Origin of the sequence: Campylobacter concisus (assembly GCF_902460595.1) — a bacterium.
GTDB classification, from domain to species: Bacteria; Campylobacterota; Campylobacteria; order Campylobacterales; family Campylobacteraceae; genus Campylobacter_A; species Campylobacter_A concisus_BL.
In genome coordinates, this window is record NZ_CABPVA010000004.1 from 277,942 (window position 1) to 290,292 (window position 12,351).

General features: G+C 41.9%; 12 protein-coding genes. All 12 read left to right on the plus strand.

From position 1 onward, the window contains the following. Positions 1–61: 61 nt before the first annotated feature. Positions 62–2,008: a TonB-dependent receptor domain-containing protein gene (locus F3G86_RS08405; protein ID WP_149723595.1), complete on the plus strand. Its 1,947-nt coding sequence runs from the start codon at positions 62–64 to the stop codon at positions 2,006–2,008. Between the two features lies 1 nt (position 2,009). Then, positions 2,010–3,101, plus strand: a complete 1,092-nt coding sequence (locus F3G86_RS08410; protein ID WP_149723596.1) for a PepSY-associated TM helix domain-containing protein — start codon at positions 2,010–2,012, stop codon at positions 3,099–3,101. Positions 3,102–3,166: 65 nt separating this feature from the next. Next, positions 3,167–3,631 carry an RNA pyrophosphohydrolase gene (locus F3G86_RS08415; protein WP_012140061.1) on the plus strand — a complete coding sequence of 155 codons (465 nt, stop codon included), beginning with the start codon at positions 3,167–3,169 and terminating at the stop codon, positions 3,629–3,631. Continuing rightward, complete coding sequence (locus F3G86_RS08420) at positions 3,631–4,830, plus strand: aspartate kinase (protein ID WP_021087776.1); 1,200 nt, start codon at positions 3,631–3,633, stop codon at positions 4,828–4,830. The genes F3G86_RS08415 and F3G86_RS08420 overlap by 1 nt, the downstream gene beginning before the upstream one ends. After that, the gene (locus F3G86_RS08425; protein WP_149723597.1) at positions 4,830–5,369 is read left to right on the plus strand and encodes a HobA family DNA replication regulator; all 540 of its coding nucleotides are present in this window, start codon (positions 4,830–4,832) and stop codon (positions 5,367–5,369) included. Before F3G86_RS08420 ends, F3G86_RS08425 begins: the two co-directional genes overlap by 1 nt. Continuing rightward, a complete protein-coding gene (locus tag F3G86_RS08430) occupies positions 5,370–5,990 on the plus strand; it encodes a DNA polymerase III subunit delta' (RefSeq protein WP_149723598.1) in 621 nt (206 codons plus the stop codon). Next, positions 5,987–7,126 (plus strand): dihydropteroate synthase, encoded by a 1,140-nt coding sequence (folP, locus tag F3G86_RS08435; protein WP_149723599.1) that lies wholly within the window; start codon positions 5,987–5,989, stop codon positions 7,124–7,126. The genes F3G86_RS08430 and folP overlap by 4 nt, the downstream gene beginning before the upstream one ends. A 24-nt stretch (positions 7,127–7,150) precedes the next feature. Next, positions 7,151–8,011 carry a riboflavin biosynthesis intermediates N-glycosidase gene (ybiA, locus tag F3G86_RS08440; protein ID WP_149723600.1) on the plus strand — a complete coding sequence of 287 codons (861 nt, stop codon included), beginning with the start codon at positions 7,151–7,153 and terminating at the stop codon, positions 8,009–8,011. Between the two features lie 41 nt (positions 8,012–8,052). Continuing rightward, the gene (ligA, locus tag F3G86_RS08445) at positions 8,053–9,996 is read left to right on the plus strand and encodes an NAD-dependent DNA ligase LigA (protein WP_149723601.1); all 1,944 of its coding nucleotides are present in this window, start codon (positions 8,053–8,055) and stop codon (positions 9,994–9,996) included. Next, positions 9,986–10,699 carry a 23S rRNA (cytidine-2'-O)-methyltransferase TlyA gene (gene tlyA / locus F3G86_RS08450; protein WP_107804782.1) on the plus strand — a complete coding sequence of 238 codons (714 nt, stop codon included), beginning with the start codon at positions 9,986–9,988 and terminating at the stop codon, positions 10,697–10,699. The genes ligA and tlyA overlap by 11 nt, the downstream gene beginning before the upstream one ends. Then, on the plus strand, positions 10,665–11,558 hold the full coding sequence (locus tag F3G86_RS08455) for a bifunctional riboflavin kinase/FAD synthetase (protein ID WP_107804781.1): 894 nt from the start codon (positions 10,665–10,667) through the stop codon (positions 11,556–11,558). The genes tlyA and F3G86_RS08455 overlap by 35 nt, the downstream gene beginning before the upstream one ends. Then, the gene (gene cmoA, locus F3G86_RS08460) at positions 11,555–12,259 is read left to right on the plus strand and encodes a carboxy-S-adenosyl-L-methionine synthase CmoA (protein ID WP_107804780.1); all 705 of its coding nucleotides are present in this window, start codon (positions 11,555–11,557) and stop codon (positions 12,257–12,259) included. The genes F3G86_RS08455 and cmoA overlap by 4 nt, the downstream gene beginning before the upstream one ends. Positions 12,260–12,351 lie beyond the last annotated feature (92 nt).

A 12,351-nucleotide genomic window follows, 5' to 3' on the forward strand; every position in this document is an offset into this window, starting at 1 on the left:
ATTGATAACTATTATTTTATTTTAGTAAAATGTGATTTAAATTTTAATAAGGAGTTTTTTTGTGAGAAGTCTATTAAAAATTTCTATTTGTGCGGCAGTTTTTATAAATTTACCGCTCTTTGCAAATGAAGATAAAGTTCTGCCAGAGGTTAAAGTAGTGAGCGCAACTGGCTTTGAGCAAAATATAAAAGATGCCCCTGCAACGCTTAGCGTCATCACTCAAGATGCGCTAGAAAAGAGAAATCACAAGGACGTTGAGAGCATGGTAAAAGACGTGCCAAGCCTTTTTGGAACGACTCCCGAAGCGGCAAATAGACGAGGAATTTCTATACGCGGATTCTCTCCAAGATTTACTAAAATTTTAGTAAATGGCATGCCAGTGCCAGGAGATAACGCCTATAAGGGGCTAAGAAGTGTTGGAGGCTCGTATAGTTTCATCCCGCCAGCAAGTGCGATAAGCCGTATCGAAGTGATACGTGGCCCTATGAGTTCGCTTTATGGCAGTGACGCACTGGGCGGTGTGATAAACATCATAACAGATGAGTTTAGTAATGAATTTAGTGCAAATCTTGGCTCAAGCTATAAATTTGCTAGAAATAAAAATATAAGCGGCGAGTTTTACAACAGCCTCTATCTACACTCTGGGTTAATAGACGATGTTTTAAGTGTTTCTGTTTATGGCAAAAATTTAAACAAGTCAGAGGATAAAATCTCATACGCAAACAGAGAGCAAAAAGATAGAATTTTTGGCACGAAGCTCTTTTTTAGACCAAATGAAAATAACGACATCACGCTTGAGCTTGCAAGAAGTGATGTGAAATATAAAAGAAGCAAAGGCAAAACACTATCAACTGGTACTAACTCGGTTGCTAGCGAGAGAATAAAGGGCGATGTGATAAATTTAAGCCACGAAGCAAGGCTTGATAATATCTTGCTTCAAAGCTACCTGTCTTACGGCAAGATAAAAGAGATAGCACAACAAAATTTGACGCTAAAAACACTAAATTTTGATACAAAAGGCTCATATTTTACTGATAATAATGCCTTTACTTTAGGACTAAACGCCAAAAAAGAAAAGCTTGACGAAAAGGCAACCACGGCAGATGCGGCAAATGTAAAAAGATATGACATTTCGCTTTACGGCGAGGATGATTATCACCTTACGAAAGACTTTATCTTAAGCACTGGAGTTCGTTACAACTACGACGAGAACTACGGTTCGCACGTTTCACCAAGAATTTATGGTATCTATAACTTAAATGACTTTTTTGCCCTAAAAGGCGGAGTTAGCACAGGATACGCGACGCCTGACATCAAACAACGCACGCAAGATCTTGCATTGCCATTTGCTGGAGGACGTGGGGCACAGCTTGGCAGAAGTAGCCTTAAGCCAGAGACAAGCGTGAGCTATGAATTTGGCGGCGTTTATAATGACAATGAAGGCTTTGAAGCATCGCTAACTGGCTTTTACACAAGTTTTAAAGATATGTTAAGCTATAGCCCTATCTGCTCAAGAGGCAGTGTTTGCAGACATAAAGGCAAAATTTATCCAAATGGTATTTGGGAGAGTGTAAATATCGGCAAAGCTGAAATTTACGGAGTCGAGCTAACAAATGAGTGGCAAGTCACAAACGCTCTTAGGCTAAATCAAAGCTACGTCTATACAAGATCAAAGCAAAAAGATGGAGCGGAGATAGGCAAAAGTTTAAACAACTATCCGCTTCATACATTTAAATTTGGAGCGAACTACGAGCTAAACAGATGGCTAAATTTCTGGTCTCAGATAAATTATTATGGTAGGACTAAAAACTCATTTAGCTATGCTGATGATATGAGACCTTATGTGATCGCTGATCTTGGCATAAACTACAACGTAACAAAGAATTTCAGTCTAAATTTGAGCGTTTATAACCTCTTTAATGAGTACTTTACGACAAGATCTGGCAGATACGACATCTTGATAGCTGACGGACAAAAGATCGAACTTGGTTTTAATCTAAAGTTTTAAAATGATAAAAATTTTGAAAAAATTTCATCTTATTTTGGCTTTTATCTTTGCCTTGCCGCTTCTTGTGCTTAGCATTAGCGGGGCGATCATCTCGTATCACGATGAGATAATCGATATCTTTAGTAAAGATGAGGTTGTGGCTGGCAAAAAGCCTTTAGAGATAGATGAAATTTTAAAAATTTTTAGCAAGAGCGAGCCAAATTTTAATCTTAGCTACCTAAAGATAAAATCAGAGGCAAACAAGGCTTACGTCATAAGCGGAACTAGTGAAAATGGCGAGTTTGAGTCGTTTTTTGTAGATCCTTACACTGGAGAAATTTCTGGCATTAACAAGGCAGAGAAATTTATAGGGCTGGTTTTAAATTTGCATAAAAACTTAGCCCTTTCGCTTTTTAAAAATGAAAATTTGACCAAATTTGCAAGCGAGCTAGTAGCACTTTCTACGCTTGCGTTGCTTTTTATCTTGATAAGCGGTGCGGCGATATATTTTTGGAGATTTAGAAGCAGGGCGGGGGAGGCATTTAAGCTAAATTTAAAGGCAAAGAAATTTGCGTTTTTGTATTCGCTACACGGCTTTTTAGGTATCTATCTTGGCGCCGTTTTAAGCGTGATTTGCATTAGTGGGCTTTACTTTTCTTATGAGAGCTTTGCTAAGGTTATAAATCAAATTTGTGGCGAAGAAAAGGTCTTTAAAAAGCCAAATTTTACAAACAAAAATGGCTTTAGCTTAAGCGACGAGCAAAAGGTGGCAAACCTTAAAAAAGCTTATGAAATTTTCATCTCTAAATTTGGAGGCGAGTTTGAGGCTTTAAATTTTATAGCAAATAGCGGCGGCGTCAAATTTATGCTCTTTTACCTGCCAAAAGGTGCTAGTGAGAGAGAAGGCGTTAGGCTTTTAGTCGATACAAAAAGCGAGCAAATTTCAAAAAATGCCATGCCAAAGTCATTTGAAATTTATAAATTTATGCTTGATTTGCACGCTGGATATATCTTTGGTGAGCTTGGTAAATTTGTATTTTGTCTAGCATCATGCGGTGTGGTTTTACTACTTTTTAGTGGAGGTGCGATTTATTACAAACGGCGCAAAAACTAACTTCATTTATCTATCTCTTAACTCTTTTTCGTTATCATCTCAAATAAAATTTTTTTGGAAAAAACATGCAAAAAAAATATAGACCAAATGTAGCAGCTGTCATTTTGTCTAGCTCTTACCCTTTTAAATGCGAAATTCTAGTCGCAAAAAGGGTTGATATGGACGATATCTGGCAGTTTCCTCAAGGTGGCATAGACGAAGGCGAAAGTCCAAAACAAGCGCTAAAAAGAGAGCTCAAAGAGGAGATCGGAACTGATAAATTTGACTTCTTAGAAGAGTATCCTGATTGGCTTAGCTACGACTTTCCAGCAAATGCGTCAAAGAGATTTTACCCATATGATGGGCAGACGCAAAAGTACTTTTTAGTTAGGCTTAAAAATGGTGCGAGCATAAATTTAAAGACCGAGCATCCAGAGTTTAGCGAGTATAAATTTGTAGATATCAACAAGGCTTTAGAGGGGATAAATCACTTCAAAAAGCCTATTTATGACAAAGTTTTGAGTTATTTTAAAGAGAAAGGATATTTTTGATGTTAATCGTTCAAAAATTTGGCGGAACTAGCGTAGGCACGCTTGAGCGCATCGAAGCTGTGGCAAATAGAGTCATAGAGACTAAAAACAGCGGCGCTGACGTGGTTGTGGTAGTTTCTGCGATGAGTGGAGTTACAAATCAATTGGTTGAATATAGTGAGTATTTCTCAAAGCACCCAGACGGCGTTGCTACTGATATGCTTTTAAGCTCTGGGGAGCAAGTAACCACCGCACTTTTGACGATTGCGCTTAATGCAAAAGGCTATGCGTGCGTAGGACTAACTGGCGCAATGGCTGGGATAATGACTGATGATGTGCATACAAAAGCTAGGATAGAAAAGATAGACACCACTAGGCTAAAAGCTGAGCTAAAAGCTGGCAGGATCGTAGTCGTTGCAGGCTTTCAAGGCATAGACGATAAAGGCGATATCACGACGCTTGGTAGGGGCGGAAGTGACCTTAGTGCGGTTGCATTAGCAGGTGCTCTTGAAGCTGATCTGTGTGAAATTTTTACCGACGTTGATGGCGTTTATACGACTGATCCAAGGATAGAAAAAAAGGCAAAAAAACTAGAAAAGATAAGCTATGACGAGATGCTTGAGCTTGCCTCTGCTGGGGCAAAAGTGCTTCAAAATCGCTCAGTCGAGCTAGCAAAAAAACTAAATGTCAAACTAATCACAAGAAGCAGTTTTAACCACAACGAAGGTACATTAATAGCAAAGGAAGATAATATGGAAGCGGTTTTAGTAAGCGGTATAGCACTAGATAAAAATCAAGCAAGAGTAACTTTAAGAGGCGTAGTCGATAAGCCTGGCATTGCAGCTGAAATTTTCACAGCTCTAGCTCATCAAAATATAAACGTAGATATGATCATCCAAAACGTAGGACACGACGGCACGACAAATTTAGGCTTTACGGTGCCACAAAACGAGCTTGACCTAGCAAAAGAGACTATGCAAAAGCTCTCAGCCGCAAAACATGTCGAGTATGACGATGCGATCGTGAAAGTCTCAGTCATCGGCGTAGGCATGAAGAGCCACAGCGGCGTAGCATGTCTAGCATTTGAGACGCTTGCAAAAGAGGGGATAAATATCCAGATGATCTCAACAAGTGAGATAAAAATTTCAATGATCGTCGATCAAAAATATGGCGAGCTCGCGGTTCGCGTACTTCACGATGCGTATAAGTTAGATAAATAATGCAAGATTTTATCCAATGGACGCTTGAGACTATAAGAAGCGATAGATATATGAGCTGGATGGAGGAGAAGCGCGTCGAGTGGACGCCTCTGCTCGCATCTAGGCTTAAATTTTTGCTTGATAGCAAGGCTTTTATAGTCATCTGCGACGATGAGCGAGAGTGGTTTGAAAACTATCTTTTAAGAAATATCAACCGCACAAAAAGCGAGCGTCCGTTTTTGCCATTTTTTAGCCTAAGATCGCTCTATCCAGCCTTTGACAGCATCGAGACAAACGAGCAAAAGCAGCTTTTAAAAGATATGCTAAGCCTTGCCTTTCCAAATGGCTACATCTTTTTTTACATCGGCAAGAGCATAGATAAGCGTGCAAATTTAGCCAAAACTGATGAAAACAGCTATATGTGGCTCTTTGACGAGCAGGCGCAAAACAGCTTCACGCTAAGCTCTAGCGATGAAAACTTAGACATCAAACTTCTAAATTTATATAAACTTTTTGACAAGAGCATAGACGCCGTGCTCTTTGCAAAGGTGATGCTCTAAATGCTTAATAAAATCGTCATAACAAGCGATTTTGAAAATTTAAAAGCCAAGCTTGAAGCCGAGTTTGGCGTAAATAATCTAAGATTTTTTATAAGCGATGATTTTTTACTAGAAAATGCAAAAGAGGTCATCGCAGAAGCCTACATCGCCGAAAAAGATGAAAAAATTTTAGTCATAGAGGCAAAGTCTTTTCGCACCGAGGCTCAAAACGCACTTTTAAAGATCATCGAAGAGCCCCCAAGAAACATCAAATTTATAATAGTAACGCAGAGTAAAAATTTACTTCTACCAACGATAAGATCGAGGATGCTCATAGAAAACAAGCTCACCAAAAAGCCAAAAATGAGTGTGGAGCTAAATTTAAAATCGCTTGGCCTAAAAGAGCTAACAAGCTTTATCGATCAAAAGATAGCAGAGGAGCAGGCGCAAAAATTTGGCAAAAACGAGCTAAAAGAGCTTGTCGGAGCCATCGTGACAAAGGCGGTTGATAGTGGGTATAAATTTAGCGGCGATGAGATGGAGTATTTTTTCTCACTCATCAAGCTTGCTGATCTAAACGCGAAGTCTCACGCCATTTTGACGCCACTCTTGCTTACTATCTTTGAGAAAGGACGACGTTGAAATTTTATAAGATAAATAACAAAAGCGACTTTGATCAAATTTGCAAGGCCATCTCGCCAAGTCCGGCTGGTGCGAAGCTCATGTATGAAAAGAGCGAGATAAATTTTATCTTCATTGACGAGATAAAAACCCCAGCGGCAAATATCCTAAAGCAAGACGCCCTAAGTGTCGGCGCTGAGCTTGTGACGCATAATGATACGATCTTGGGTCGCGAGAGCCTAAACAAAGCCTTGCTAATGGCGACAAATGCGCAGCTTAGGCAGTTAGCCAAAAAAGAGAAGCTACAAGACTTTGGACTTAAAAAGCTTGCAGGTTTTTTAGAGACTAAATTTACAAAGCCCGCTAAGCCTCTTATAATGGGCGTTGCAAATATAAATTCGGATAGTTTTAACGAGCAAAGCCGCATAAATACACAAAATGGCATAGCAAAAATCGAAGCCATGATCGAAGCAGGTGCAGACTATATCGACCTTGGCGGCGTTAGCTCAAGGCCAGGGAGCGAGTATTGCGGACGTGAGGAAGAGTTTAGGCGCATAAAAGATATCGTGGAGGAAATTTACAAGCTAAATTTACACGAAAAGGCAAAATTTAGCCTTGATAGCTTTGATCCTTATTGCTTAGAATTTGCGCTAAACCACGGCTTTAAGATGATAAATGACATCACGGCAAACGCAAATTTAGCCACGCTTGCTGCAAGATATGACGCGCAGTTTTGCATGATGCACATGCAAGGCGATCCTGCCACCATGCAGATCGCGCCAAAGTATAACGATCTAATTGGCGAAATTTCGGATTTTTTCGAGCAAAAGATAGCCCTTGCAAGGGAGCTTGGCGCTAAAAAGATAGTGCTTGATGTAGGCATTGGCTTTGGTAAGACGGCTGAGCAAAATTTGCTGCTTATTAAACATTTGGAGCATTTTTTGAAATTTGAATGCCCGCTGCTAGTTGGTGCTAGCCGCAAATCAGTCATAAATCACTACTATAAAAGCGAGGTCAAGGACCGCTTGCCAGGCTCGCTTTATCTACATCTAAAAGCCTTCGAAAACGGCGCGCAGATCATAAGAACGCACGATGTGGCTGAACACAAGCAACTTTTTGATATGCACGAGGCGATGAGCCAAGCCACGCTTTGGTAGGACGCTTGGCTAAAAAGAGGCTAGATGAGAAATTTATTGCCGCCACCTTGGATCAAATTTCCAAGTATAGATCCATTTTCCATCGGCTGGAGAATGGGCGCTGGCGAGGGTTATAAGTTTAAATTTAACGACTGGCTAAAATCGCTAAGCCAAGATGAACGTAGCTGGTATCAGCAGCTCTTTGCTGAGCCTGCGACGTGGCGTGGATACTGGGATGAGAGGCTTGGAGGCGACGAAAGCACGCTTTTTATAAATGGTGGCTTTGTCATAGACCTTTGGGAGCGAGAGCCAAGATATGATCTAGCGTGGCTTAAAAAGCGCTATAACGCTGGCAAGTCGGATAAATTTTTACTATTTTGGGGTCATCAAAAGAGTGCAAATTTAAGCGCCAGCTGTCTTAGTCAGTGGTATAGCTCTAGCTTTTGTGAAGATGATACTAAATACATTTGCGCTGAGCAATATATGATGGCTAAAAAGGCTCAGTGTTTTGGCGATGACGAGGCTATGGAGCAAATTTTATCCGCCAAAGATCCAGCGCAGATGAAGGCGCTTGGCAGGCAGGTGCGTGGCTTTGATGCTAAGGTATGGGACGAGGTCAAATTTGGCGTCGTGCTAAATGCGAGCTATCTAAAATTTAGCCAAAATGCCCCTTTGCGAGATTTTTTACTACAAACTGGGAGCAAAATTTTAGTCGAGGCAAGCCCGGTTGATAAAATTTGGGGTATAGGCTTGGGCGCAAGCGATGAAAATGCGCAAAATCCTATGAAGTGGCGAGGGCAAAATTTGCTTGGTTTTGCGCTGATGAGGGCTAGAGACGAGATAGCAAAGGTCTATAAAAATGTCCATTTATGTGACGCGAGAGAGTTAAATTTGGATCATTTATAAAGTATGTTTAAGATAAAATGTGGTGTAAATTTGGAGCAAAAATGACAAAACAAGAGTATGAAAAAGCGGTAGATACGCTAAATGCGTGGGCAAAGGCCTACTACGACGAGGACGAGCCACTTGCAAGCGACGAGGAGTATGATGCGCTATATCATGCGGTTTTAGCCTTCGAGCAGGCAAATCCCAGTGAAATTTCGCTATTTTCGCCGACTAAGCGAGTGGGCGGAGGCATAAAAGAGGGCTTTAGCAAGGCAAGCCACATAAAGCGCATGTGGAGCATGGAGGATATCTTTAGTCTTGGCGAGCTTGATGCGTGGTTAAAGCGCGGCGAGAAGGAGAATTTGACTTTTGTTGCTGAGCCAAAATTTGACGGAGCGAGCCTAAATTTACTATATGAAAATGGCGTTTTAGTTAGGGCGATAACCAGAGGCGACGGCGTTACAGGCGAGGATGTGACGCAAAATGCAAGGACCATTAGCTCGGTGCCAAAGAGCATTAGCTACAAAGGGCTCATTGAAATCAGGGGCGAAGTCGTCATAAGAAAAGATGACTTTGAGCTACTAAATACAGAGCGTGCAAAAGAGGGCGAAGCGCCACTTTCAAACCCTAGAAATGCAGCCGCTGGAAGCCTTAGACAGCTTGATAGCTCAGTCACTGCAAAAAGAAAGCTACTTTTCATACCTTGGGGCGTGGGCGAGCAGAGCCTTGGGCTAAAAGATCACAGCGAGGTGATGGAATTTGTGCGAGATCTTGGCTTTGAGAGGGATGATTTTTTCAAAATTTTAAAAAAAGATGAGCTTGAGGCTGCGTATAACGAGCTACTAGCCAGCCGCGAGGCAAAGAGCGTGATGATGGATGGCATGGTGATACGTGTAAATGACCTTGCGCGCTGTGAGCAGTTAGGCTACACGGTCAAATTTCCAAAATTTATGGTGGCGTTTAAATTTCCAGCCATTGAAAAGGTGACTAGACTAAGAGACGTCGCACTTCAAGTTGGCAGAAGCGGCGTAGTAACGCCTGTTGGCGTGCTTGATGAGGTAAATATAGACGGAGCCAATGTAAAATCCGCCACCCTTCATAACTTTGACGAGATAGAGCGCCTTGGCGTCATGAAAAACGACTACATCGGCATCATCCGCTCAGGAGATGTGATACCAAAGATCACAAAGGTTTTTAAAGATAGGCGAGATGGCAGCGAGCAAGCGATTGATAGGCCTAAATTTTGCCCAGTTTGTGGCTCGCACCTGCTTGACGAAGGGGTCTTTGTAAAGTGCCAAAATTTAAGCTGCAGGGCAAGAGTGGTGGGCTCAATAATTCACTACGCATCGAAAAAATGCCTAAATATCGACGGCCTTGGCGATGCGATCGTAAATTTGCTATTTGACAAGGGGCTGATCGCTTGCATAAAAGACATCTACGGCCTTAAATTTGATGATCTCATGGCGCTTGAGGGCTTTAAAGAGAAAAAGGTAAATAACCTTTTAAATGCGATAGAGGCTAGCAAAGGTGCGGAGCTATCGCGCTTTATCACCGGTCTTGGCTGCGAGCACATCGGCGAAGTGGCGGCTAAAAAGCTAGCAAGCAGTTTTGGACTAGGCTGGCTTGATGCTAGCTTTGAAGAACTAACCGCACTTGAGGGCTTTGGCGTGGAGATGGCAAATAGTTTAATCGACTTTGTCGAGGTAAATAGAGATGAAATTTTAGCCATAAGCCAGATCGTGCAGCCAAGCGTGACGCAGGTGCAAAGCATCTCAAATGCGCTAAGTGGCAAAACGGTGGTGATAACCGGCACACTAAGTCGCCCAAGGGACGAGATAAAAGCCGAGCTTGAGAGTTTTGGTGCAAAGGTTTCTGGCTCAGTTTCTAAAAAAACGGACTTCGTGCTAGCCGGTGAAGAGGCTGGTAGCAAACTAGATAAGGCAAATGAGCTAGGCGTGCAAGTGATCGATGAGAGCGAATATGAGAGGCTAAAACTTGAGGTTTGATAACTACGTCGCAAGCGTTTTAAACATAAGTAGAAACAAGGCGAGCGAGCTTATAAAATCTGGCAAGGTGCTTGCAGATGGCGAAATTTGCACTAAGGTTTCAAGTGAAGTTAGCGAGGCTAAAATTTCGCTGCTTGATGAAATTTATGTTGGGCGAGGGGCGCTTAAGCTAAAGAGCTTTTTGGAAGCGATGAAATTTGACCTAGCTGGCAAAAACGCACTTGATATCGGCAGCTCAACTGGTGGCTTTATGCAAATTTTGCTTGAGTGTGGCGTAAAGAGCGTGACTGGCGTCGATGTGGGCACTGACCAGCTGGACGCCAGCCTAAGGAGCGATGAGCGAGTGAAAATTTATGAGAAAACTGACGTCAGGGAGTTTGCAAAAGAGAATTTAAATAAATTTGATCTAATAACCTGCGACGTGAGCTTTATCTCTTTGGCTGAAATTTTGCCAGCCATTTGTGAGCTAGCAAGCGAAAATTCGCTCATCATCACGCTTTTTAAGCCGCAGTTTGAAGTGGGCGTTGGCGTAAAACGTAACAAAAAAGGCGTTGTCACCGACGTTAAGGCTGTAAATTTAGCGATGAAGCGCTTTGAAGTGCTAGCAAGCAGCTTGAAATTTGAACTGATAGCTTGCAAAGAGTGCGAGGTCAAGGGAAAGGAAGGAAATGCCGAATTTTTCTACGCTTTTAACAAAAGATAACATCACTGCCGTTGCGATCGGGCACTTTGACGGCGTGCACAGGGGGCACAAGCAGCTTTTAAAACAGCTTGGCGAGTTTGGCGGACTTGTCGTCATTGATAAAAACAAAGCCAACATCACGCCAAAGCTAAAGCGAGCCGAGTACTCAAACTATCCTTGCTTCTTGTATGATTTTGAGAGTATAAAAGGGCTTAGCGGCGAGGAATTTATCGCACTTTTAAAGCGTGATTTTAAAAATTTAAAAAAGATCGTTGTTGGATTTGATTTTAGATTTGGCAGAAACAGAGCGTGGGACAAGCACGATCTGAAAAGGATTTTTGATGGCGAGGTGGTCGTCGTTGATGAGGTTTGTTATGACGGCATGGGTGTGCATAGCTCATCAATCAGAGAGCTGATACGCCAAGGCAACATCGATGAGGCAAACAGGCTAATAGGCAGGGAGTACTCGATCGAGGGCAACGTGATAAAAGGGCAGGGCATCGGCGCAAAAGAGCTGGTTGCTACGCTAAATTTAGATATAAAAAGCTATCTTTTGCCGCGCGAGGGCGTCTATGCGACAAGAACGAGGATGGGCTCATACACCTATGGCTCGGTCACTTTTATAGGCAACAGACTTAGCACGGATGGAAATTTTAGCGTCGAGACGCACATCTTGGACGAGGTCGCGCCAAAGGTGACGACGCACGTTGCTGTTTGCTTCATAAAACGTTTGCGCGATAATAAGAAATTTAACTCTCTTAGCGAGCTAAAAGAGCAGATAAAGCGCGATATAAACGAGGCTAGGCAGTGCGTGGGCGTGTGCGATCTCTTTTTTGGAGAGACGATGAGATACTTTGACGGATATGGAGCTGGTATATGAGAGATGAAATTTTTAAAGAGCCTATAAGCAAGCAGTTTGAATTTGATGACTTCGTGGCGAGCGTTTTTGATGATATGATCTCGCGCTCGGTGCCATTTTACGACGTGAGCTCAAATTTAAATGCAAAGCTGCTTGCTAAAATTTTGCCAAAATCAGCAAAAGTGTGCGACCTTGGCTGCTCTACGGCAAATAGCCTGCTTTTGCTAAATAACCTTAGAAACGACCTCGTGCTAAGCGGCGTGGATAACTCTGAGGCGATGCTTGCAAATGCTAAAAATAAGGCAAAAGCTTATGGAGCTGATATTGAATTTATTTTAGATGATATCTTAGAGTGCGAGCTAGAGGGCTTTGACGCTGTTTTGGCAAACTATACTTTGCAGTTTATCAGACCGCCAAAAAGGGCTGATCTGGTGAAAAAAATTTATAACGGACTAAATGAAAATGGCATCTTTTTGTTTAGTGAAAAGATCATCTTTGAAGATAAAAAGCTTACTAAAAGCATCATAGAAATTTACGAGGACTACAAGCAGGCGCAAGGCTACTCACGCTACGAGATCGCTCAAAAAAGAGAGGCACTTGAAAATGTGCTGGTGCCATACACTGAAGAAGAAAATAGAAGTTTAGCCCTAAATGCTGGCTTTAAGCGTGTCGAGAGCACATTTAAATGGGGGAATTTCATGAGCTTTTTGGCGTTTAAGTAAAATTAAAAATATCTGCTTTTGTATTTAAATATAAAATTTAATCACAAACAGTGAATTTAAAATTTAGATTTTGCTTTGCAATGTCAGCATTT

Coding starts and splice junctions, on each gene's coding strand:
- F3G86_RS08455 (WP_107804781.1), top strand. CDS start 10,665: ATGCCGAATTTTTCTACGCTTTTAACAAAAGATAACATCACTGCCGTT.
- F3G86_RS08425 (WP_149723597.1), top strand. CDS start 4,830: ATGCAAGATTTTATCCAATGGACGCTTGAGACTATAAGAAGCGATAGA.
- ybiA (WP_149723600.1), top strand. CDS start 7,151: ATGAGAAATTTATTGCCGCCACCTTGGATCAAATTTCCAAGTATAGAT.
- ligA (WP_149723601.1), top strand. CDS start 8,053: ATGACAAAACAAGAGTATGAAAAAGCGGTAGATACGCTAAATGCGTGG.
- F3G86_RS08410 (WP_149723596.1), top strand. CDS start 2,010: ATGATAAAAATTTTGAAAAAATTTCATCTTATTTTGGCTTTTATCTTT.
- F3G86_RS08415 (WP_012140061.1), top strand. CDS start 3,167: ATGCAAAAAAAATATAGACCAAATGTAGCAGCTGTCATTTTGTCTAGC.
- F3G86_RS08430 (WP_149723598.1), top strand. CDS start 5,370: ATGCTTAATAAAATCGTCATAACAAGCGATTTTGAAAATTTAAAAGCC.
- cmoA (WP_107804780.1), top strand. CDS start 11,555: ATGAGAGATGAAATTTTTAAAGAGCCTATAAGCAAGCAGTTTGAATTT.
- F3G86_RS08420 (WP_021087776.1), top strand. CDS start 3,631: ATGTTAATCGTTCAAAAATTTGGCGGAACTAGCGTAGGCACGCTTGAG.